Annotated in this window: 18 protein-coding genes and 2 pseudogenes; 7 read left to right on the top strand and 13 right to left on the bottom strand. The window is 61.0% G+C overall.

The annotated features are described in order from the left end of the window. Nucleotides 1–31: 31 nt before the first annotated feature. From G1E_RS22325 to G1E_RS22315, 4 genes are all read left to right on the top strand, one after another. Entirely contained in the window at nucleotides 32–433 is a 402-nt protein-coding gene (locus tag G1E_RS22325; RefSeq protein WP_009681550.1) for a hypothetical protein, read from the top strand. Nucleotides 434–628: 195 nt separating this feature from the next. Next, on the top strand, nucleotides 629–787 hold the full coding sequence (locus G1E_RS28475; protein WP_009681549.1) for a hypothetical protein: 159 nt from the start codon (nucleotides 629–631) through the stop codon (nucleotides 785–787). Between the two features lie 5 nt (nucleotides 788–792). Beyond that, nucleotides 793–2,415 (top strand): ArdC family protein, encoded by a 1,623-nt coding sequence (locus G1E_RS22320; protein WP_009681548.1) that lies wholly within the window; start codon nucleotides 793–795, stop codon nucleotides 2,413–2,415. Between the two features lie 15 nt (nucleotides 2,416–2,430). Continuing rightward, entirely contained in the window at nucleotides 2,431–3,603 is a 1,173-nt protein-coding gene (locus G1E_RS22315; RefSeq protein WP_009681547.1) for a hypothetical protein, read from the top strand. A gap of 103 nt (nucleotides 3,604–3,706) precedes the next feature. Here G1E_RS22315 and G1E_RS28795 read toward each other — a convergent pair whose 3' ends face one another. Beyond that, complete coding sequence (locus G1E_RS28795; protein ID WP_009681546.1) at nucleotides 3,707–3,871, bottom strand: hypothetical protein; 165 nt, start codon at nucleotides 3,869–3,871, stop codon at nucleotides 3,707–3,709. 122 nt (nucleotides 3,872–3,993) lie between these two features. Here G1E_RS28795 and G1E_RS22310 point away from each other — a divergent pair, with 122 nt between their 5' ends. The 3 genes from G1E_RS22310 (at nucleotide 3,994) to G1E_RS22300 (ending at nucleotide 11,721) form a co-directional block, all read left to right on the top strand. Further along, the gene (locus tag G1E_RS22310) at nucleotides 3,994–4,935 is read left to right on the top strand and encodes a tyrosine-type recombinase/integrase (protein ID WP_009681545.1); all 942 of its coding nucleotides are present in this window, start codon (nucleotides 3,994–3,996) and stop codon (nucleotides 4,933–4,935) included. A 64-nt stretch (nucleotides 4,936–4,999) separates the two neighbouring features. After that, on the top strand, nucleotides 5,000–5,620 hold the full coding sequence (locus G1E_RS22305) for a hypothetical protein (RefSeq protein ID WP_009681544.1): 621 nt from the start codon (nucleotides 5,000–5,002) through the stop codon (nucleotides 5,618–5,620). A gap of 20 nt (nucleotides 5,621–5,640) precedes the next feature. Beyond that, nucleotides 5,641–11,721 carry a hypothetical protein gene (locus tag G1E_RS22300; protein ID WP_009681543.1) on the top strand — a complete coding sequence of 2,027 codons (6,081 nt, stop codon included), beginning with the start codon at nucleotides 5,641–5,643 and terminating at the stop codon, nucleotides 11,719–11,721. A 41-nt stretch (nucleotides 11,722–11,762) separates the two neighbouring features. On the opposite strand, the gene G1E_RS22295 is transcribed toward G1E_RS22300, so the two are convergent. The 12 genes and pseudogenes from G1E_RS22295 to G1E_RS22240 all read right to left on the bottom strand — a co-directional run bounded on the left by G1E_RS22295 (nucleotide 11,763) and on the right by G1E_RS22240 (nucleotide 22,180). Further along, on the bottom strand, nucleotides 11,763–11,996 hold the full coding sequence (locus G1E_RS22295) for a hypothetical protein (RefSeq protein ID WP_009681542.1): 234 nt from the start codon (nucleotides 11,994–11,996) through the stop codon (nucleotides 11,763–11,765). Between the two features lie 236 nt (nucleotides 11,997–12,232). Beyond that, nucleotides 12,233–12,823 (bottom strand): annotated as a pseudogene (locus G1E_RS29805) (Tn3 family transposase); the annotation flags it as partial. A 42-nt stretch (nucleotides 12,824–12,865) separates the two neighbouring features. Next, nucleotides 12,866–13,149: pseudogene (locus G1E_RS29800) on the bottom strand (DUF4158 domain-containing protein); the annotation flags it as partial. A gap of 3 nt (nucleotides 13,150–13,152) precedes the next feature. Continuing rightward, complete coding sequence (locus tag G1E_RS22280; RefSeq protein ID WP_009681541.1) at nucleotides 13,153–13,713, bottom strand: recombinase family protein; 561 nt, start codon at nucleotides 13,711–13,713, stop codon at nucleotides 13,153–13,155. 294 nt (nucleotides 13,714–14,007) lie between these two features. Continuing rightward, a complete protein-coding gene (locus tag G1E_RS22275; protein ID WP_004574805.1) occupies nucleotides 14,008–14,574 on the bottom strand; it encodes an OsmC family protein in 567 nt (188 codons plus the stop codon). A gap of 14 nt (nucleotides 14,575–14,588) precedes the next feature. Then, nucleotides 14,589–15,365: an SDR family NAD(P)-dependent oxidoreductase gene (locus tag G1E_RS22270; protein ID WP_004574804.1), complete on the bottom strand. Its 777-nt coding sequence runs from the start codon at nucleotides 15,363–15,365 to the stop codon at nucleotides 14,589–14,591. Nucleotides 15,366–15,424: 59 nt separating this feature from the next. Beyond that, nucleotides 15,425–16,009, bottom strand: a complete 585-nt coding sequence (locus tag G1E_RS22265; RefSeq protein WP_004574803.1) for a TetR/AcrR family transcriptional regulator — start codon at nucleotides 16,007–16,009, stop codon at nucleotides 15,425–15,427. Next, nucleotides 16,006–16,686 carry a cupin domain-containing protein gene (locus G1E_RS22260; protein WP_004574802.1) on the bottom strand — a complete coding sequence of 227 codons (681 nt, stop codon included), beginning with the start codon at nucleotides 16,684–16,686 and terminating at the stop codon, nucleotides 16,006–16,008. Before G1E_RS22260 ends, G1E_RS22265 begins: the two co-directional genes overlap by 4 nt. Before the next feature lie 195 nt (nucleotides 16,687–16,881). Beyond that, on the bottom strand, nucleotides 16,882–17,889 hold the full coding sequence (locus G1E_RS22255; RefSeq protein ID WP_047150112.1) for an Ldh family oxidoreductase: 1,008 nt from the start codon (nucleotides 17,887–17,889) through the stop codon (nucleotides 16,882–16,884). A 60-nt stretch (nucleotides 17,890–17,949) separates the two neighbouring features. Further along, nucleotides 17,950–19,632 carry a choline dehydrogenase gene (locus G1E_RS22250; RefSeq protein WP_016715857.1) on the bottom strand — a complete coding sequence of 561 codons (1,683 nt, stop codon included), beginning with the start codon at nucleotides 19,630–19,632 and terminating at the stop codon, nucleotides 17,950–17,952. Between the two features lie 13 nt (nucleotides 19,633–19,645). Further along, entirely contained in the window at nucleotides 19,646–21,145 is a 1,500-nt protein-coding gene (locus G1E_RS22245; protein ID WP_047150111.1) for an aldehyde dehydrogenase, read from the bottom strand. Nucleotides 21,146–21,199: 54 nt separating this feature from the next. After that, nucleotides 21,200–22,180 carry an APC family permease gene (locus G1E_RS22240; protein ID WP_371259955.1) on the bottom strand — a complete coding sequence of 327 codons (981 nt, stop codon included), beginning with the start codon at nucleotides 22,178–22,180 and terminating at the stop codon, nucleotides 21,200–21,202. Nucleotides 22,181–22,623: the final 443 nt, after the last annotated feature.

Below are 22,623 nucleotides of genomic sequence, written 5' to 3'. Positions count from 1 at the left end.
AGGTCGCGCTAGCTTCAAGGAACACGTGACGATGGAAAACGCAAAAGAAGTATTCGACGGACTCATTCAAACAGTTGTCTCGGAGGCCTTGCTGGCCGACGCCATTGAGCAGTATGCCGAGGTGGAGATCGCTGATCCGAATGAGCGTGAGGAATTCGTTGAGACGTACTCCGACGAGACATACCAGCCCGTGGTTCGGAAAGCAGTTTTGGATGTGGTGGTGGCTGTCGCGGCCGCTGATCGCCTCGTCGAAGACGTCGCCTTCCGGATGGTTGTCGGAATGCTGGAACCTGAGGAAAGCAATGAGGTGATTCGAGCCATGAAGCTCGTCATGCTGGACAAGATTACTGAGGACGCCTTGTCCGATATGGATGATCTTGCAGGCCTCAAATTCAAAGGTCGCATGGACTACTTCCGTACCTGCATCGGCTAAGTCCCGCCTAAAGCGCTCCCCCTTCCCTTACCGGCTCCGGCGCACCATGTGCTTCCCAGATGGAGCTGGCCTTCTTTTCTTGGCATCCTGCCAGGCCCGGCGACGGGTCTTTTCGCGCTCAAAATTGACTATCGTTTGTTTTTAAACGCCTCAGTTAATAGAATCATGGTGATTTCCCCCTAGATGGAGACTGCCATGAGCGATACCGCCAACACCAATACACAGAAGATCCTGCCTGAAGTCGGCGCCCGTGATATCCCCCACGACGATCTGGGCTGGCAGGAAGTCCGTGACCTCGGGCTGGACGCCGTCCCGGGCGATCTGCAGGATGCCGAAGATCTGGACGGGGAGTAAGGCTGATGGCCCTGATCAAACGCCTTCGTCCCAGCGATTCGGCGACACAGGCGCCGCCGGCCCATGCTCCTGTAGCCTCTAACAATGCCAGCCGGCAGGACACGAAGCTTTCTTTGTTGCAACTGGAGGCCATCAGGGTCTTCCGCACCCTGAAAGGCCGAAGCTGGAAAGCCGAGCTGAACAACTGCTGGAGTCGCTCCAGCTACCCAGGCCTTGGGACTCAGCATGCGGCCGTTCTGCAGCAGCTTAGAAACGAGTTTGGCCCTGAGTGGCTGCAAAAATTCAGCGTCAGTCAGCAACAAGATGCGCTGTATAAGGCTGCGCAAGAAGCGCTGCAGGTCGAAGAGTTACTCCGACACGATTCCAACGCCACGTCTGAGCAGATTTCCAGGGTCAAGGATGATCGTAAGACGGCAGAAGCGACTGCCATGCTGTGGGAGCGCGGCGATGATCGGAGCTTTAGCGCCGATGGCCCGTCGGTCCGCTTGAGCATGAGCGATGAGGCGCCGGCAGCCTCGTCGTCACCGGCATTGCCATCCAGCCCTCCCCCGATCGAGGAGCCGATTGATCCCCTCGAAGCAGCAGCCGAACCTGGTCGACGGAAGGGCGCTGGAGCTGGGAAAAAAGGGAAGCACGAGCGAGGTGCGCCTCGTGACCACTACCAAGAGGTGACGGATCAGATCATATCCGCCATCGAAGCTGGAGCAGAGCCTTGGCGATGCGAGTGGGATAACACACCGCGATGGCCGATGAATCCCGTAACCGGCAAGCCCTATCATGGCATCAACGTGATGCTACTTCTTTCGCAGGGTTACCAAGAGAACCGGTGGTGCTCCTACAAGACCGCGCAAGCTCAAGGCTGGCAAGTCCGTGGCGGTGAAAGCGGCTCCAAGATCTACTTCTACAAGCGTCTCACCAAGGAAACCGGCGAGCTGAGTGCGACCGGCGAACCAGAAGTTCGCGTCATACCGCTTCTTCGCAGTTACTCGGTTTTCAACCTGGCACAAATGGACGGGGCTCCTGAGCTGGAGACCACTGGCCGCGGAGAGAAGCTGCTTTCATCCGAGACTCGGGATATCTGCGAGGAGATCATTGAGGCTTGCGGGGCCGACATCGTCCATGGCTTCCGCCGCGCAGGCTACTCCCCTTCCGAGGACAGGATCTATATGCCCGACAGGGAGTCGTTCTCCTCCGACGCCGAGTACTACACCACTCTGCTGCACGAGATCGCACACTGGTCAGGTCACGAAAGTCGCCTAGCTCGTGAGTTCGGGCCCAGCCGCGACTCAGATGAATATGCTCGCGAGGAACTGCGTGCGGAGATGGCCAGCGCCATGATGGCCATGCGGCTTGCGCTGCCCGGAAGCGTCGATGGGCATGCGGGCTACGTCGACCACTACCTGCAGGTCCTCCGCAACGACAAGAAGGAGATTTTCCGTGCCTCGCGTGATGCGGAGCGAATGGCTCGATATGTACTCAGCTTCCATCCCGACTTCCGTGAGGAATTCGAGGCAGAACACCGGGACCAGATGACGGCCGCGGTTGCGGCAGGCGCCCCGGATGACATTTTCGACGCCAGTGACTTCGACTTCGAGCCGGACTTAGAGCTTGAAGGTCCTCGTCCTTAACACAGGTACACAGACATGTTGAACAGTATCGACGACGTTCTGGCGCACTGGCCTGCAGAGGAGCACTGGCCAGTCACCGGAGTACGCGACCGGGTGACGGATCTCCTGCAGCGCTTCGATGATCTGGAGCAGCTGCATCGTTTCTGGACGACGGTACGGGAAATGCGTTTTCCCGGCACCTATGGTCAGACTCCCTGGCCTTTCTCGTGTCGATTGGCCCACTTGACCTTTGATGTCGCAAATCCTCATCAGAAGCTGATGGATGACATCGAGCGCTACCGTGATTCGAGTGACAGCTCCCTGGTCGAGAGCTGTCATGAGGAGCTGCGAGCCCTCATGGCGCTTGAAAACAGGATGATCGTCCAGGATCCGCATCGGCGATTCGCGGACCGGATTTTTCGAGCACTCGGGCAGGGCCTTCAGCAGGGTGTGAAACCCGTGCAGCTACCAGGTGGTCATGTGTTGGCCGCCCCCCATTACGCGGCGCTCGTGTGTGATGGGATAGGCCCGCAGACGGTGCCCATGTGCGCCGTGCTCGCATTGTCACCGAAGCTCCTGGATAGCGAAGTGTACCTATTCCGCGGCAGCTACCCAGGGGCGTGCGGTGATGCACCGTTGACATCTCTAGGTCTCAAGTCGCTGCTTCCCGGTGTGAAGTCGGACCCTGATTTAGGCGAATTGGCCCGAATTTACCTGACCTCGGCAGAGGGTGCTGCGGGATATGCGTGGGGCGACACTCGGGGCGGCGATGGCGCACATGGTGCTGAAAATCTCACCCACCTGGTGCTCCTGGGTTACGCCGAGAGGACAGGCGGATCCGAGCCGAACCAGCTGGGGGGCTCGTGGCCCCAAGTCAGCGTCACTCCCGCCGGCGTCACAGCGATCCACTCTGCGGGGGTGCTTCCTGCTATCGCTCGCCAGCTCTCCCGCGGAACCGCCCTGCTCCATTGCTGCGATGAGACTTATGAGTTCGATGTGTGCAGTGGCGCTATCGTGGCTAGCTCAGGGCGGCTGCCGGCAGTCATGCGCGTTGACGTCGGCGAGCTTCAGGAGGCCTTCCCGGACGAAAGCATTGGCGACCGCGATTACGAAATCCCCGAGGTCTGCTATCTCGATTTTTCTGGCGCCAAAGTTATGGCAGACGCGACATTTCGAGATGAAAATAATGGCACACGGCCATCGCTTTAGGGCATAAAGAAAGGGGCGCCAAACCACTGGTCTGACGCCCCTTTTTTGTAGACTCTTGTCCGCAGAATAGCGACTTTTAATTGGTTATAAGGCCCGCCTGAGTTTAGCGGTACCTGAGCTGGAGGGATTCTTTGGCTTCGGCTGCAGCTTCCCGGACATCAGCGATCTTGACGCTGCGCGAGGGGCTGGAGGCTTGAGAATTACCCAGCGCCGGGCCTTGCTTCACCTGGTCAACCAGTGATTTCAGGGCCAAGGTCATCGTCTGCATGTGGGTTCCTCTGTGGCTATGACTCGCATTGTTTTATAGTTTAACAGCGCCAACGTGAAACATATAGGCACTCTGTAGCTACTCTGAAATCAAATTTATACACGAAAATTGGATCTCTTTCCGTGACCACTCCCGCATTCGCCGTCGACGCATTCGAGAACTGGCTGAGGACCGCCTTCGCCAGCCCGTATTCGTCGAAGACGATTCGCGTCTATTGCGCAGTGGCGACCGGCTTCCTGCGCTACATAGACAGTCGAAGCGAGGAAGCGTTCCCCAATGCGCTTGACGATGATTGCGTGATAGCGTTCCTCCGAGCTCCTGGCGTCGGCGGGAAGCCCTATTCCAGGGCATATCAGGTCTTGCGCCACTCTGCGCTGTGCGCCTTGTTCCACTGGCTTGTTGAAACCGGAGTCGTGACGGATAGTCCAATGGAACGCCTGCCGAGACACACGGGCCGCAGGCCTGGCACGCCAGGTGGAGGAAACCGGCCAAAGAGACTGCCTCCGGTTTTGATGTGGCGAGACCAGCGTCATCTCTTACAGGTGATAGACTCAAGTCATGGCCCAGCGAAAGTCAGGGATTCCGCCATAGTCAGCTTAGGGCTTGCGACCGGTCTCCGGAACGAAGAGATCTGTAATGCCACTATTAGTGGACTGGACCTTCACTACCGCCGGATGAGGGTAGTAGGAAAAGGGAATAAGGAGCGGCTGATCGACTTTTCACATGACGACCGCGCCCTCGATCCCATGCGTGCATGGCTCAAGACCCGGGCCGAAGTTTTGCAGCAGCACGAGCGGGAAAGCGATCTGCTCTTCATCTCAAGGGCTGGACGACGTCTCTCCGGATCGCTTGTGTACCAACAGGTATCCCGGCACCTGCAGTCTGCTGGGCTGGCAGGAAAGCTGAAGCGTTGTGGCGCACATGTGCTCCGCCATACGGCCGCGAGCGTCATGTTCGCCAGAGGCGTGCCGATTTTGCAGATCAAGGAGAATCTTGGGCATGAGGATCTTGCCACAACACAGATCTATGCCCATTTGCTGCCACCAGAGGGAGAGGCGATGTGACGACGCCTCTGTTTTACTTTCGTTTGATTATAAATACTAATCTTAATATGATGGTTTTCGATTGATGGACGAACGACATGATGTCTTGCTTGTCGGGGTGAACACCGACAAGCACGAAGCATACGCCCTAAAGCGGGACAAACAGATCGTTCGGGTCGCGCAAGGGGTTTACTTCAGGACGGGAAAAGATGCCGAGGTCCTTTTTGAGCTCTATGGCATCCGCCTGGCGAAGTTCTGCTTCCAAAGCGCTGCTTTGACGCACTCCACCGCCTGGTACCGCAAACCTGTGGACGGGCGAGTTTTTCTAGGAGGTGACTACCCATACAAGAAAAGCATCGCGCCATACGAGGGTGACTTCCGCATCGTACAGAGCATGGTCCATCCCAAGCTCACCGACGAGAGGATGTACGAGCTCGCAAAGTTCGAGGATCCCCTGGGGCAGTTCGAGATGCACTGCGCTACCCCAGAAATGACGCTGATCCACCTGATGGACGCGACGAAGAAAAACGTCGAGAAACATCTCCCGGAGCAGGAGATGGACAAGATCTTTGAGCAGCTGCAGCTGAAGTATGGCAGCAAGGCCTCCACCCTGGCCGCGCTTGAAACCATCGCCCAGGCAGCCGAGAAAACCAATGAATTCGAGCGCCTCCTCAAGCACTTCTTCTCTCAGCGGAGGCGCAGCTGAAAATGAGATGAGGTAAGTGGATGCCAACCTGGATCGACCTTTCTGAACATGATGTAGAGCTAAACGTCCAACAAGATCCAGAAGGCAAGTCGCTTGTCCTGCGGTCATTACCTGGGGGAGTGATCCCCCAGTCGGTAACGGAGCTGGGTTTCGAGAAAGATGGAGCCCTCTACCGACGCACCAACCTCCGCTTCACCCTCCCCGAAATTATCCGCCACTTCCCCAAGGCCAGGTCGCGCCAGATGGAAATGTCGGAGATATTCTACGTCCCCATCCCGAGCAATCTTGAAGCTGTTTCAGTCGCCGCGGGACAAAACGCCGGCGTCGAAAAGGCCCCCTGGCAGATGAGTTCGGCAGAGTGGATTTCCGCTCGACGCGAGCTCGCCACACCGATGAAGGTTTCCGCAAGTTCCGAGGCTGGGCGAATTGGCAGGCTTTCCGAGCTTTCCTACGGTGTTGCGGCATGGCGGCATCAGCGTGCGCTCGCCGGCGACCAAGAGGCCATCGCGGCGCTGGAAGAGGCCGTAACGCACTACGACGTGGTGATGAAAGCTCTCTCGGAGGGCAAGCAGGTCCCTTTCGATGTTGTTGCCGAGTACCCTTCCCTTCTGGATCCTGAGCCAGACCAGTCGCACACAATCGCTGCAGCTGCGCCTGAACGGTCATCTGTCGCAGCCTTCATGCTTCCGGCAATCAAGTCGGCACGTAAGCGCACTGGTCCTGCGCGAGTCGTGAAGGCCCATGAAGTAGCCAAGTTTGGCCGTCGCGGCATGGTGTCTGAGTACCTTGTGGTATTCCAGGATGGTCGCTTCCCCTGCAGCGTTGAGGCGCTCGACCGAAAGCAGGCGATAGACTTCGCCCAAGCCGAACGCCTTCGTCTCGATACCGCAGAGCAGCCGGTAGATACCTCCCCTGCAGCGCCTCATCCTCAAGACCAGATCCAGGCAGCATCGATCGATGACGCTTGGGAGCCTGAGCGCGTTGGCGCAGCGGCGGGCAGCAGCTCGATCGAGCCCACGGAGGCATGGCTGGTATCCCAACACCAATTCAAGACAGTCGCGGTCACCAGGAGGGCCTCGGACGGAACAGTGGAGGTCCATTTCCGTAACCAGGCATTCGCGACAGACCAGATCACACCCGCAAAAGCGCTGACTGCAGCTCACAAGCAGGCCGTTCGCCGGGCATTCGCCGACGGCAAGCAAATACCATTTCACGTCTTGGTCGACTATCCAGATGTCGCCTACGGCCCAGGTGAACGGGCAGCCCGGTCCGTCTCCAAGCTGCTATCAGAGGCTGGCCTGGCAGAGCGGCTGATGACGGGATTCAACAGCTACGTCCGGCTCGTCAATCCGCCCTACACGGATCTCATTATCGAGCGTCTGCCAGCGGAATCGTCGCCACGTCTCTGCCTCACCCACTACCTGGAGTCGAACGGCGATCGTTTCATCGATAGCGAAATGATTTTCGAGATACGCCCCGCCGGTCACCTCGTTCTGTGCGAGACCGCAGTGCAGAACCCGATCCGTGGCGGAGAACTGCGGGGCCTTGACCGCAGCTTCGCGAACATCTTTGCCCAGAACCTCCTTCAGCAGGGGTTCTCCAGTGCCCGGCTGGAATGGTCGGATGATGCCGATGAAAGCCTGGAAGACGGCCCTGAGAATCGCCTTTACGAGGGGATGGCCATCGTTGAAAAACTCGCCGCCGAGCTCAACGCGGAAGTCTCACCTTGGGAGGAGTCTGGCCCGTCCACCATTGGCAAATGGCGCTACGCCACGCTGGTCCGCGAAGACGTATCTGTCCGTATCGCTGTGTCCCAAGGGGGTGTGGTGCAGGTCAACGGCGACCCCTTCACCAAAGGTGAAAGAGTGCTCCACGTGGCGGCGGAGGCCGTCAGGGAGTCCCTGGTTGAGGCCTTCAAGTTTGAAAGCACGAGTGCAATCTCCTCGCCCGTCCAGCTGTCTCCTTATGAACTAGGTCGACGGGCTGCAGAACAGGGCATGAAGTGCGTTCCAGCCTGGGATAAGGATCTGATGGCAACGTTGGGGGGCAACGTAGGCGATGGCGTACCTGCGATGCGCGAATGGATGAAGGGCTGGCACGAGATCAATGCGCAGCGTGAGGTATTGCCTCGACCTGCAACGACCACCGATGCAGAGCCGGCCGATATCACCAGATCACGTATTTTGCTGCGCTTGCCATCCACCGCTCCCACCAGGCTCCCCCTGTACGGGATCAACACGAGGTACGAAGCTACTCGCTATTCGCTTCCCGGCGATTTTTACGCTGAGACATCCTTCAACGGGTACCGGTTCTTCGCCCCGGCCGAGCACTATCGCTCGGCCGATTTCAGCAGAGCCGAGCGCGACTTGTATGCCGCTCATAAGCGTGGCGACCACAATGCAGTCAAATCCGCCCGGCAACTCATGGCCTCGGAAATGACCGAGATGGTCGCCGCCGCCCGGGCCACCTTGCCACAAAATGAGCTCACCGGGAGCACAATGCAGGCGGGCGATCGAGTCCGCTTCACTCCTGCCAACGCGGCAAAGCAGCCGGTCACCGGGGTGGTGAGCAAGGTTCTTGAAAACTCGGCGGGTGACAAAGGCTTCGAGCTAATTCGAGATGCGGCCGAAGCGATGGTGGAAGTCGAGACGTGCTGGGTAGCTGACGGATCCCTGCAGTTCCTACCGCCCGCTGATCCTGTAGAAGCCTTTCAAGCTGCTCTGGCGGTGTCGAGGAAGGAGGTCGATCCCAAGCGCCGGGTTCAGGCACTCATTCGTGTTCTTTGCGCTGACAGAGGAGTGGTGTCCCAAGGAGACTGGGTTGCCCAGCTCGCCTTCAGCGCCGACCTGCCGGCGGACCAGGCCCAGCTGGTGACGCTCATGGAGAAACATCTACCCTCTCCCGCCTCATTCAACATAGCCGTAGGTCTGGAACAATTTCAGGATATACCCAGCGAGCCCAAACGGCTGGCGGATGCAGTGAGGCGACTGGGTGATAACCTCCGGGGGTTCAAAGCCAGCCATCTGCGGAAAACTGCAGCGCGGATCGAGGACTTGCGCACCATTGCTCCTGAGAACGCGCTGGCCATCGAGATGCTAGAAAGTGCTGCAACCACCGTCCACCAGGCGGAAAGCCTCCTGGTCGACCTGGAGGCCAGGCTCGCGGCAGCCAAAGCCGAAGAGGAGGAGCGCAACTGGGAACGGTTCGAGCCATTCGGGGCCCAGGCCGTGACAAAGCCTCTAGCGTCAGAAATCGGTTTCACCAAAGCATGGATAGACAAGGATAACGGCTGGTTCCGGGTCCGGAACGGAGCTTCTGTCGCTTGGACCAACGGCCACGTATTCGATTTGGAAGAACCGAACTACCGCAGCTTCGAGAAGAACGAGAGCCGTCGCTTCCAGAATACGCCTCTGGCGAAACGGCCGGACATCAGCCGTTTTCTGGAGCATGAGACCGCTGACGCGATGAAACCGGTATTCGTGTACCGAAGGATGCACGACGACAAAGATGCCGTGATCCTAGCCAGGTCCTCGGGCCGCCTCGTTTCACTCGACAAGCGCTATCACGACTACATTGCGGTGAAGTACCCAGGGGCCGTGTTCTTCGTAGCCAATGACTGGGAAATCGACGCTCCGAACCACGGCTCTCTTGTGCACGCGAAGTTGGATGGCCAAATCGTCGCCGGGGTGATGCCGCTACGAGGATTGGATCCGGCCTACACGGTCGACCTCATTCAAACCAAGATTCTTGCTGTCACCCAAAAGGGCGCAGTGGACGAACAAGACTCCTCCGAGGTCGAGAACCTGTTGTATGAAGCCGACCAGCGGGTAAAGGGCCGGGCGATGGCCACCGCAATGATCCAGGTTGCTTTGGACGAGGGCCGCTGGTACAGCGCGATCACAACTCATCACCATCAGGGTAACCATAGCGGCCGATCGGAGCCGATGACTTGCCGAGGGGACGGGTTTACCTCTCGATTCGACGCCGTATTCTATGCCGGCAACCGAATCGTCCTGGAACAGCGTCGGATAGCTCGATCACAGGACAGCGTCACAACGCCCAGACAGAAGGCCGAAGCGCTGAAAATGGCAGATTGGGCGCTGCAGCAAATCCTCGGCGAGGTCGCTGTCTCGTGGAATGACCGCACACCAGGACAGGGATGGTACGAGGCTCGCCGTGAAGGTCCTGAGTACGCCGAGCTGCGCGGCTCCGGCCTATCGGAAGCAGACGCACTGGATGACCTTCGAGAGCGAATCGAGGACTCACTCAGCCAAGCAGATCATTACTGGAAGTCCATTGGCAGCAACGACGCCGGCGAATCTCTTGAAGAGAACACCCTGGGCATTCGCAGCATCGTCAAGGACGGTGTGCGGATCACCGAACCTGCCGCCGCGTTACCGCACGGAGGCCCCGGCGTTCTGCAAGATCGTCCCAAGAATTTCCTGACGAACGATGAAGCTGCTCCATCGGCGCTGGCCACGTCGCCAGAGAGCGGGGTGGCCCAGGGAGCAACGCACAAGGTCGGTGACCTCCTCGACAATGCAACGGTCCACGTGCTGATCCGTGGAACAGCTGTCTCCCTCATTCACCGCAAGCTATCGAAGTATGACCCCCGCCGGCAGGATGGCGGCAGGGATTGCTTCTGGGCGAGAGCATTCATCGGCGGGGAATGGCGCCCGCTCGGGCAGCCCTGGCCCAAAAAGCCGAGTCAGTCTTCGCTTGAGACCGCCTTGGCTGTAGCGGCATCCGCCCCGGCATTCGACAGCAACGCCTTCTTCGTCCAGCTGAATGAGGAAATACGCCAGGCGAACCTCGGCGCCGACAGCACAGCCGAGATCCAGCCTCTTGACCAGAGCAAGTTCCGGGCACAGCCCCTGGACGATCGCTCCTACGAGTTACGGTTCAAGGACCGCGCATCGCCGTTCTTCATCCTGGTGGAATACCAGTCGCCTGGAACCTACTTGCCGAATACCGGAGGCGGTGTGACTGGCCCCAAAACTAGCCTTTCCTCCGCCTGCGCGTGGGCAGTGCGCGAACTGGACCGCCTGCAGGCCCACTACGAGCGCAGACTGCAGGAACAGAACAAGGACAACCCTCGGTTCGAGGTCGACGCTACGAGCTTCATGGAGCTCTTCCCGGCCGATAGCGATGGCCACCAGCTGCTCGACCACGTCCTGCAGGTGTACCAACAGAAAGGTATGCAACGCCGTATCGGCCAAGGCCAGCAGCAAGATGCTGATCTGCCAGCGGAGCTTCAGCTGAACCGTGCCACCGACCAGTCGGTTATGGTTAGGCTGGACGATCCCGACTGCCCTCTTTCGATCGAGCTCCGCTGTGCTGTAGAAGCATCCGGACGCCGGCCGTGGGACGCACTGCAGGCCATCCAGCAGGCTGTCGCAGCTCTACAGACAGAAACGGCCTGGTCACGGTTGAAGAATGAACGCGGCGACGCCGGCATCGAGATGGAGCGGGTCGCCCAAGGCTACGCCGAGTTCATGAGAGCGCAGGATCCGGATCGCCACAGCGGGATCCCCGGCCGGATGCACCGCGAGTTCGCCTTGGCGTTGATCGACAAGGACATCGATCATTTGCTGGGGTGGCTGGCTCGGCCGCGGGGGCAAAACGATCTATCCAAGCGCTACTTCACACAGGTCACAGGCATCAAACTAGCCAAGACAGCCAAGGAGATCACCGTAGCGATCTATGGGTGGGCAGGATACTCGCCGGAGCAGGCCAGCCAGATGGAGGCGGAAAAGCAACATCGCCGCGACGCCGCTGCGCAGCAACGTGCTGCTGAGAGCCACTTGCAGCACGTGCTCGCTCAGCTTGACCGCACGCACTACCGTTACAACGGAAACGTGGTGACCGCACGCCAGTTCGTCGACGACATCATTGCAGGCGGCTTCGATTCGCTGCAGACGAAGCGAGTAGGTGCCGTCGATCGCTATCGGTTGGTCAATCGTGCCGAGGACCGGCTGTACGAGATCTCTGGCCACCTGGTCGACTATGCGCGGCATGTGCTTGCTCAACGTGAGCAGCGACTGGATCTTGAAACGGCTGAAGAGCCAGTTGCAGAACCTTCCCGGCCACGCCTCGGATGACTGTCCACCCGCCCCCCGAGACATCCGGGGGCGGGTTCCTTTCAGCTGGTGAGCAAGGGATCTGCGCCCAAGTCAGCGAGGCGTTTATCGCGGCGTTGCTCTGCGGCCTTTTGCAGGCGGTCAGCCTCCGCCTGGCTCAAAAGTCCAGCATCAGCCAAGGCGTCAATATAGCCCCAGACGTAGGCCATTTTGACACGCACCTGGATCGGATCTGCTTCATCTGTAATGAGCTTTAGTGCGGCCGCTAATTTGGCCTGCTGCGCTGCGGGGTGCATAGTTAGTCAGCCGCAGCTTTTGGATCGGTCGCGACGATCGTCGCGACGCTCCCATCCGAAAATTTCAGGCTCTCGACCTCCTGCCATTTCAGGTCCCGGATCTCCGTTACGCTGACAGAGGAAGTAGCACCTAGGAGTACCTTACACCCAGTGGAGATTTCGACCAGCTGAGGTGACTTTGCAGCGGTCTTACTGATCGATATGGGGCGAATAGAGAAAACGGAAAAAATCGTACGCTAGGGTTTTCCGGGCAGCCTTAGCGGCCGAAACTTCCCGTCCTCCAGCCTGCGGCTCTGCCGCCAGACGTAATTGCCGGTCAGGTTGATGTGTTCCCAGCCCAGCGGCGACAGGTATTGCAGCAGCTCGCCGTCCACCGGTTTGCCGGCCTCGACCAACCCCTGGGTGGCGCGCTCCAGGTACACCGTGTTCCACAGCACGATGGCGGCCGTCACCAGGTTGAGACCGCTGGCCCGGTAGCGCTGTTGCTCGAAACTCCGATCCCTGATTTCCCCAAGGCGGTTGAAGAACACCGCCCTGGCCAGGGAGTTGCGTGCTTCACCCTTGTTCAGACCGGCATGCACGCGGCGGCGCAGTTCGACGCTCTGCAACCAGTCGAGGATGAACAGCGTGCGCTCGATCCGGCCCAGCTCGCGCAGGGCCACGGCCAGGCCGTTCTGGCGTGGATAGCTGCCGAGCTTGCGCAGCATCAGCGAGGCGGTGACGGTGCCCTGCTTGATCGAGCTGGCCTAGCGCAGGATGTCATCCCAGTGGGCGCGGACGTGCTTAATGTTCAGGGTGCCGCCGATCAGCGGGCGCAGCGTCGGGTAGGTGCGCAGTTCCTGGGCGTGCTCGCGGCGAGTCACGTCTCGCTCGCCGTACTTCGGCCAACTCGCCGGGTCGGCCTGAACTTGCTTGGCCACCCATAAGATGACCGGCTCGGGCGGCTCGCTGTCGGTGCCCAACGCATAGCCGGGGTAGCGCAGCAGGCTGAGCTGCACCGCGAAGCCAAGGCGGTTGGCGTCGCGCGTCGCTGGCGGATCAGCGACAGGTCGGAGTCGTTGAAGGTGTAGTAGCGGATCAGGTCATCCTGGCTTTCCGGTAGCGCAAGCAAGGTGTCGCGCTCGGTGGCCGAGAGGATCGAGCGACGCGGCATAAATCAGTCGTCCGTGCGGAGGTACTGGTAGAGGGTTTCACGGCTGATGCCGAACTCGCGGGCGAGCTGCGCCTTCGGCTCGCCGGCAGCGGCCCGCTTCCGCAACGTGATGGCTTGCTCGTCGGAGAGAGCTTTCTTGCGGCCACGGTACGCGCCGCGCTGCTTGGCCAGGGCGATGCCCTCGCGCTGCCGCTCGCGGATCAGGGCGCGCTCGAACTCGGCGAAGGCCCCCATCACCGACAGCATCAGGTTGGCCATCGGCGAGTCCTCGCCGGTGAAGACCAGCCCCTCCTTCAAGAACTCGATCCGCACGCCACGCTGGGTCAGCTTCTGCACCAGGCGGCGCAGGTCATCGAGGTTGCGGGCCAGGCGATCCATGCTGTGCACTACCACGGTGTCCCCTTCGCGGACGAAGCTCAGCAGCGCTTCGAGCTGGGGGCGCTGGGTGTCCTTGCCCGAGGCCTTGTCGGTGAACACCTTGCTCACCTCGGTCTGCTCCAGCTGGCGTTCCGGGTTCTGGTCGAAGCTGCTGACCCGGACGTAACCGATGCGTTGTCCCTGCAAGATGCCTCCATGGGCTGGATGGGCGGCAGGGCTTACGTTGGTTTTTGGTTCCATTGCACCCGAAGCCTTGAATTTATCAGGCTGAAATCTAAGACCTTGGCAAGCATGTGTCAAAGAATGTGAAAGCGGACTCTATTCTGACGGCGCGGCACGGGCATGCCTGACATCCGGTTAGGGTATACCTCAAATTGACACTGCGTATTCCAGAGAACGTGATGACGGAAGGTTGAACCTTCCGTCATAGCGCATCTGGTTTGGCCTCCCGTCAGCCAACCACGGGAAACACTGACTCGATCATTGGAGAATGGTCAGCTTGGCCTTGAGATCAATGGCTCTCGCGAAGTTGTGGTAATTCGGCGATGTTCGCTGCACCTGCGCGTGCAATGCTTTCAGCGCCGCCGAATCCGCCGACGACTCCATTTCGACCTCATACTCGACCTGGTCGTACCCTGGATTGATCCCAGGATCGATTCCAAGAAAACCTCTCAGATCGAGGCTTCCCTTCGTGCGGATAGTCAGCGATTGCAACTCGATGTTCATTGCCGCCGCATTTGCCGCGTAGGTTGCAGTCATGCATGCGTTCAACGCAGCCAGGATCAATTCTTGTGGATTAGCGGCCGTGTCGGTACCGAGCAATTCTGCCGGTTCGTCCGCGTCGATGACAAAGCCGCGCGCCAAGGCCGTGTCACCTAGTACGAGCGGCATGGTTCGCGCACGCGTCCGGGTGCCACCCTCCCAGGTTGTCACGACGCCGAACGTCGCGATGCCTGCGGCGGGCTTTGCTGCGACCTGATCTGCAAACTCACGCAATGCGCCGACGTTGATCCCGTTGCCGGGAGTTCCTTTAATGTTTGTGTTCATTTCTCGTTCCCCCATTATGTGTTACGCCCGGCCATCACGCCGCCGTCAACGTCCCAGATTGCGCCCGTCACCCATGCTGCCTTGTCCGACAACAGGAAGAGGATGACCTCGGCGACGTCTTGTGGCGTCCCAACCCTGCCGATTGGGTGGAAGCTGTTGAATCCCTGTAAGGCGCCATGAACCTCGGCCTTGGGTATGAATCCCTCGTAAATCGGCGTTTCGACAACCGCCGGAGAAACGGCATTGACCCTGATTTGTTTGGATGCCAGCTCCATCGCAAGGTGCTGGGTCAGCGAATGCAAACCTGCTTTTGCCATCGAATACGCGGACGACGGCGTAGCCGCAATCGCCTGCTTGCCCCACATCGAGCCGATGTTCACAATGGCGCCGGGACGCTCGCTGGCCACGAGATTGGCCACGACTTTTTGTGTGATGAAGAAGAACGCTTTATTCAACGTCAAATATTGTTCGTAATCACTTTCCGTGTGCTCAAGAAACGCCTTCGGGAAGAACACCCCAGCCGCGTTGACCAGAAGATTGATGTCCTTGTGGTGTTCATCGATGGTATGCAGGAGTCGCTTCACATCTTCGGCTCGCGAGAGATCGGCAGTCAGGGCGGTCACGGTGCCCAACGACGACAGCGCCTTGCGGGCCTCTTCGGCCTTGTCTTCACGGTGACCGACGATGACGACGCTTCCGCCTTGCTCAAGAACCATGCGGGCAGTTTGCAGTCCCATCCCGCTAGTGCCGCCGATGACCAACAACTTCTTGCCATTAAATTCAGTACTCATAATAATCTCCTTAACTACCAACTAAATGGTAGGGTTGTGTTGCAAAAAAAGTGCCGACCTCAGGTCAACACGGTGGAAAGAAAAGTGTTTCCAACTTCGGCCGGTCCGCGTGACGACCGCATGCCACGGCCCACCATCATCGAGCCTTCCAACGCGCACAAGAATGCCTCTGCGAGAGCCTCTGGGGTGGAATTCGAGGTGATCAGCGCGGCACGCTGACCATCGGCAACGACAAGAGTCAACCAGTCGAGATTGACTTTAAAGAATCGCTCGACCTCGCTCACAACGGCGTCCGGCAGCGAGTCCGACTCGGCACCCAACATGCCGCAGACACAAAGGCGCCGGTCCTTGGCGAAGGTGCGTTCGAAAAGTGCCGCATACGCAGTTAGCCTGTCAGGCGCTTTCGCATGCTGCCCTTCGATGCTCAGCAACTCCTCACGAAACCGGTGCGTGTAGCGCTGTGCGACCACGGCCACGAGTTCACCCTTCTTGGGAAAGTGGTGGTGGATACTTGGTTTTTTGATGCCTACCAACTGGGCCACGTCGTCGTATGAGAAGCCGTTGTAGCCGTGCTGCTGTACCAACCCTTCAGCGGCATCGACCACCCGCTCGGCGGTCGGCGAGATTTCGGAGAAATGCTTCATGCAAGCGCCTCATTTGATTCGGCGACTGGCAGGTGGCCTGTCTTGACCAGGATGGTGCAGCCTGTATTGCTGAAGGGACGGTGAGCACTCAAATGCGGACTGCGCATCCATGTGCCGGTAGGGTAGCTTCCGAACTCATCCTCAAAGACGCCTTCCAACACATAGATTTCTTCACCGCCGTAGTGACGATGCGAATTGAATCGTGTCCCCGGGGCCCAGCGCACCAAAGCCGTATGTTGTGTGTCGAACTCAGAAAGTGGCATCACCGACAGACCCGGCACGAGGCCTGGAAACCAGGGGCCGTTACGGGTGTCGACCACGGTGCGTTGGCTGTCGGCTAGATCAAGATGGCGCAGCTTGACGAACAACGTGCAACCCGTCGCGGAGCTCGGTGCATGCGAAGAACCTGGTGGATTCTTGATGTAAGTCCCAGGCCCGAAGGTCCCGGATTCGTCGCTGAATTCGCCGTCCAGGACCAGAATCTCCTCGCCCAAGTCGTGCTTATGATTTTCAAAAGCGGAGCCCGGCGCGTATCGCACGATCGAGGTGGCACGCGCCACTTCGTCGCCATCACGCTCCAGTAACTGGCGTTGAATCCCGGTCGCTGGCGAATCGACCCACTGTAAGCTTGAAGGCTCGACGACAACACGCTGCGAAAGATCTGAATTGAGTTTCATGGCTTTATTTCATCTACCGACTACTTGGTAGGTAAGTTATAAGATCCCGATTTGTTTGTCAAATAGCTTTCGCCATTTTCTTTCATCCATTGAAAAAACAATGAATTGGTTACAAGAACTCGCGAAGCTTAGCGTACGATTTTTTCCGAATTCTCTATCGTCCCCATATAGCCGTCATCACATGTTCTCCAGGCGCTACCGATGCAGTAGCGCGTTCAGTTCGTCCAGCAGTTCATCGTTGATCTCGACGCCCTGCGCCAGGCTGCGCCGACGCGCCTCGTAGCGCCGGGCGGAAGGCAGGCGGGCACCCTGCTGCTCGATGCTGTCGAACAGGGTTTCCGCGCTGTGCAGGTAATGCTCGTAGCGCTCGCCAAGAAAGCGCCTGGGGTCGAAGGCCAGGATCAGCTCGCCATGGAACGGCGAGGCTCCCGCACCAGCGTCGTGGGCCAGCGACTGGGCGCTGGTCAGGTCGCCGATCAGCGGCCCCGCCAGCAGTTCGATCATCGCCGCCAGGGCCGAGCCCTTGTGCCCGCCGAAGGTGAGCATGGCGCCCTGCAGCACGGCCTCGGCCGACGTGGTCGGCTCGCCGTCGGCAGATACGCCCCAGCCCAGCGGCACCGGTTTGCCGGCACGCCGGTGCAACTCGATATCGCCACGGGCAATGGCGCTGGTGGCCATGTCGAAGACAAACGGATCCTTGCCCGGGCGCGGCCAGCCGAAGGCGATCGGATTGGTCCCGAACACCGGCCCGCGCCCGCCCGCCGGAGCGACCCAGGCATGGCTCGGGTTGCAGGCCAGGGTCACCAGGCCGAGGTCGGTCAGGGTCTCGATCTCGACCCACAGCGCCGAGAAGTGCACGCAGCGGTTGATCACCAGGGCCGCCACGCCGTTGTCCACCGCCTTGCGCCGCAGCAGCGGTACACCGCGGTCGAAAGCCAGCTGGGAAAAGCCACCGGCGGCATCCACCCGCACACTGCCCGGCGCATGGTCATGCACCTGCGGCTCGGCGCGCGGGTCGACCTTGCCGGCCTTCAGCGTGGCGATGCACACCAGCAGGCGGTAGACGCCGTGGGAAGCGCACTCATCCCGTTGTCCGCAGACCATGGTCCGCGCCACGGCAAGCGCCTGTTCGCGACTGAAACCGTGCAGTTCGAGCACCGCGCGGGCGAGGCTGTCCACCTCGCTCAAAGCAAGACGCGCCAAAAGTCGTTTCTCCATCAGGATGTCCGGCGGCGAACGGGTCGCCGCCGGACCGGGGCAGGGTCAGTGGGGCATGCCGGCAGGCAGTCCGGGTTTGTCCAGGGCCGGCGCCAGCGCTTCGCGCCAGGCCGACACTTCCATCGGCGCAGCGACCTGGCCGAGGATGTGGTCGGACAGTTTTTCCGCCAGCATGATGGTCGGGGCGTTGGTGTTGCCGGTGGTCAGCGCCGGGAACACCGAGGCGTCGACGATGCGCAGCCGGTCGATGCCATGGACGCGGCCGTCATGGTCGACCACCGCCATCTCGTCCACCCCCATGCGGCAGGTGGAACAGGCGTGGAAAGTGGTGCCGGCGTTGTCGCGGATCCAGGCTTCCAGCTCGGCATCGCTCTGCAGGTGCTTGCCGGGGCTGAGCTCCTCGCCGCGCAGTTCGTCCCAGGAGCGCTGGGCGATCATTTCCCGGGTCTTGCGCAGGCCTTCGCGCAGTTGCTCCAGGTCGCCCGGCGCGGTGAGGAAGTTCAGGCGGATCAGCGGATCGGCCTTGGGATCCTTCGAGGCCAGGGTGACGCTGCCACGACTGGCCGGGCGCATGACGCTGGTGAAGTACTGGAAGCCCGGGGTGATGCGCGCCTTGCCGCGGTAGAACTCGCCCACCATGGGGAGAAATTCGTGCTCCAGGTTGGCGTACTCGACCTGGTCGTTGCCACGGAAGAACGCCCCCACCTCGAAGTAGTTGGACGCCCCCAGGCCACTGCGCGCGGCCATCCAGCGCGCCCCGACGAACAGCCGCCCGAGCGGCGACAGCGCGCGGGTCGGCGACACACCCTGCTTGGGCGTCGAATACTGGATCGCCACGGCCACGTGGTCCTGCAGGTTCTTGCCGACCCCGGGCAAGTGGTGGCGCAGCTCGATGCCGAGGGCCTTGAGCTCGTCCTGATCACCGATGCCGGCGAGCAGCAGCAACTGCGGCGAACCGAAGGCACCGGCACTGAGGATCACTTCCTTGGCGGCATGGCTGATCTGCTCGACGCCATCGATCTCGTACTTCACCCCGACCGCGGCCTTGCCGGAGAACACCAGGCCGGTGACGAAGGCGCGGCTTTTCACCACCAGGTTGTCGCGCCCGGCGGCCGAGTCCAGGTAGCCACGCGCGGTGCTCCAGCGCTCGCCCTTGTAGGTCGAGGCCTGGGCCACGTTGACTCCTTCCTGGCGCTCGCCGTTCTGGTCCGGGTTCAGGCGCAGGCCGTAGTCCTGGCCGGCGCCGAGGAAGGCCTGGTACAGCGGGTTGTCGGCCTTGCAGCGGTGCACGTGTAGCGGCCCGGAACCACCACGGAAGTTGTCCGTGCCACCGTCGAAGGTCTCCATCTTCTTGAAGTACGGCAGGCAGTGGCTGTACGACCAGTCGGGCAGCGCGGCCGCCGCCCAGCCGTCGAAGTCCAGCGGGTTGCCGCGGACGAAGACCATGCCGTTGATCGACGACGAACCGCCAAGCACCCGGCCACGGTGCTGGTCGCTGCGGTTGCCGTTCAGGCCCGGCTCGGGCTCGCTCTTGAAGCCCCAGTTGAAACGCTTGCTTTCCAGGGGCAGGCCCAGGGCGGCGGGCATCTTCAGGATCACGCTATCGTGGCGCGGCCCGGCCTCCAGCAGCAGGACCCGGGTGGTGCGTTCGGCGCTGAGGCGGTTGGCCACCACGCACCCCGCCGACCCGGCACCGACCACGATGTAATCGAACTCGTTCTTGCTCATTTGCCGCGCCTTATTATTTCAGTTGGATCCAGATCGTCTTCACTTCGGAATACTGGTCATGGGCCAGGAACGACTTTTCGCGACCGCCGAAGCCGGACTGCTTGAAGCCACCGAACGGCACCGACTGGTCGCCTTCGGAGAAGCAGTTGACCGACACGGTGCCGGCACGGATGGCGCGGGACACCTTGTGCGCGGTGTGCAGGTTGTTGGTGTAGAGCGATGCGGCCAGGCCATAGGGGGTGTCGTTGGCAATGGCGATGGCCTCCTCGACGCTGGAGAAGGTGATCACCGAAAGCACCGGGCCGAAGATCTCTTCGCGGGCGATGGTCATCTGGTTGCTGACGTCGTCGAAGATGGTCGGCTCGATGTAGTAGCCGCCGGTCTCCTGGCGAATGCGCTGACCGCCGAGGATGATCCGCCCACCCTCCTCCACGCCCGCCTTGATGTAGCCGAGGATGTTGTTCATGTGCTTCTCGTCGATCAGCGCACCGATGCGCGTGCCTTCGACCAGCGGATCGCCGACGGTCCAGGTCTTGAAGTGCTCGACCAGCGCTTCCAGCAGCCGGCCCTTGACCTTCTCATGGACCAGCAGGCGCGAACCGGCGCTGCAGTTTTCGCCCTGGCTGAAGAGAATGCCGATGGCCAGTTGCTCGACGATCGGCTGCAGGTCATCGACATCGTCCATGACGATGGCCGGGCTCTTGCCGCCCAGTTCGAGGATGACCTTCTTCAGGTTGGACTCGGCGGCGTACTTGAGGAAGTAGCGGCCGACTTCGGTGGAGCCGGTGAAGCTCAGGCAATCCACGTCCGGGTGGCGACCGAGGGCCTGGCCGACGGTCTCGCCGAAACCGGTGACGATGTTGAATACGCCGGCCGGGATCCCGGCCTCGGCCACCAGTTCGGCGAAGCGCAGGGCGCTGAGGGTGGTCTGCTCGGCGGGCTTGACGATCAGCGAGTTGCCGCCGGCCAGGGCCGGGGCGGTTTTCATCGCCAGGATGGCCAGCGGGAAGTTCCACGGGATCACCGCGCCGACCACGCCGACCGGCTCACGCACCACCAGCGAAACCAGGTCGCCGGGCGTCGGCGAGCTCTGGTCGTAGAGCTTGTCGATGGCCTCGGCGTGCCAGCGCAGGGTCTCGATGGCGTCCGGCAGGTCAGCGGCCAGGGCGTCGTCTACCGGCTTGCCGTTGTCCAGGCTTTCGATCAGGGCCAGCTCTTGGGCGTGCTGCTCGACCAGGTCGGCCAGGCGCAACAGCGCACGCTTGCGCTCCTTCGGCGCCAGGCCGGCCCAGCGCCGGTCCTCGAACGCCGCCTTGGCGGCCGCTACCGCCACCTCGACATCCGCCGCGTCGCACTCGGCGATGCGGGTGAGGACTTCACCGTTGGCCGGGTTGACGGTAGTGAAGGTCTTTCCGTCCAGGGCATCGACGAAGCGTCCATCGATAAAGGCCCTGGTCTGGAAGCGCTGGGCCTTGGCCCGCTCGGCGAAGTTGGGGCGAAGAGTGTTGGTCATGCTGTTTCCTCATTGCTGGATAGGTGACTGCCGCACGGGCATGGCTGGACCGGGTTACTCGCAGAGCACCGACTTGATCCGTTCGTACTTGGCTGGATGGCATCGCTTGACGTAGAAGCCGTAGGCCCAGCCGGCGGCGAACACGATGAACACAAGCGCCGCCAGCAGGTTAGCCCAGGTGCCGCTGAGGCCCAGGAGCAGCTCCACGCTGCTGAGCGCGTAGTAAAGGAAGACGCACAGGCCGGCGACGGCGATCAGCGGGGCCAGGAAGGCATTCCAGAAGCGCTGGTCGCAGCGGGTGCGGCGGAAGAACACGAAGATGGCGATGCTAGCGATGGCCTGCGCCAGGACGAGGCCGATCGCGCCCATGCCGGTCACGCTGGCGTACAGCACGTTGTACGGGTCCAGGCCCATCACCGCGAAGAAGCCGACGCAGATCACGGCACTGACGGTCTGCACGATCGAGGCGACGTAGGGGGTCTGCGCCTTGCGTCCGGTGTAGCCGAGCGGCGACCAGACCAGATGCTGGCGGCCCAGGGAGTACAGGTAGCGGGCGATGTTGTTGTGGATGGTCACCATGGCCGCGAAGATCGCCGTGACGATGAAGATATTGAAGAAGCTGGTGGCCCAGCCGCCCAGGACCATGTCGCTGACCCGGAACACCAGGTTGCCCGACTCCTTGGTGGCGATCTCCACGGCGTGATCGGTGCCCAGGGTGCAGATGATCAGCCAGGTGACGCCGCTGTAGATGGCGGCCATGAAGAACACCGAAAAGTAGGTGGCGCGGGGAATGGTGCGTTTCGGGTCGCGGGCTTCCTCGCTGTAGATCGCGCTGCCCTCGATGCCGCTGAAGGTGACGCAGGCGAACATCAGGGCCACGCCCAGGCCGGGGCTGAGCAACGCCGACGGTGCGAAGGGCGCCAGGCTGAACGAGGTTTCGGCTGGGCTGTTCAGCAGCATGCCGCCGGCCAGGACGAACAGCAGCAGGCATTCGAAGCTCATCAGGAAGCCCAGCACCCGCGCGCCGGAATGCACGCCACTGACGCCGAGGTACAGGCAGGCGGGCGCCGCCCCCCCCCNNGGCGGCCGCCGCCACCGCTGCGCACAGCCACCAGGGCACGGCCACGCCGGTGGCCTGGAGGATCAGCTCGGCCGCATAGAAGCCAAAGCCGCCATAGAGGCCGACCTGGATCGCCGTATAGGAAAAGATGGTCAGGGCCGCCGTGCCCAGGCCGGTCAACTGGCCCATGCCCAGGGTCACGTAGGCATAGAGCGCACCGGCATTGCTGACATGCCGGGCCATGGCCACGTAGCCCACGGCGAACAGCATCAGGATCGACGCAGCAAGAATGAAGGCCGCCGGCGAACCGACGCCGATGCTGAGCATGATCGGCACGACGGCGACCACGCTGGTCATCGGCGAGGCCGCCGCGATGATGTAGCTTGCGATGGACGTAACGCCGAGGGTGTTGCGTTTC

The sequence above is a fragment of the Pseudomonas sp. TJI-51 genome (assembly GCF_000190455.2).
In the GTDB taxonomy this organism is placed as follows: domain Bacteria; phylum Pseudomonadota; class Gammaproteobacteria; order Pseudomonadales; family Pseudomonadaceae; genus Aquipseudomonas; species Aquipseudomonas juntendi.
The sequence above is the reverse complement of the archived record's forward strand: the minus strand, read 5'-3'. Positions and strand labels throughout refer to the sequence as shown.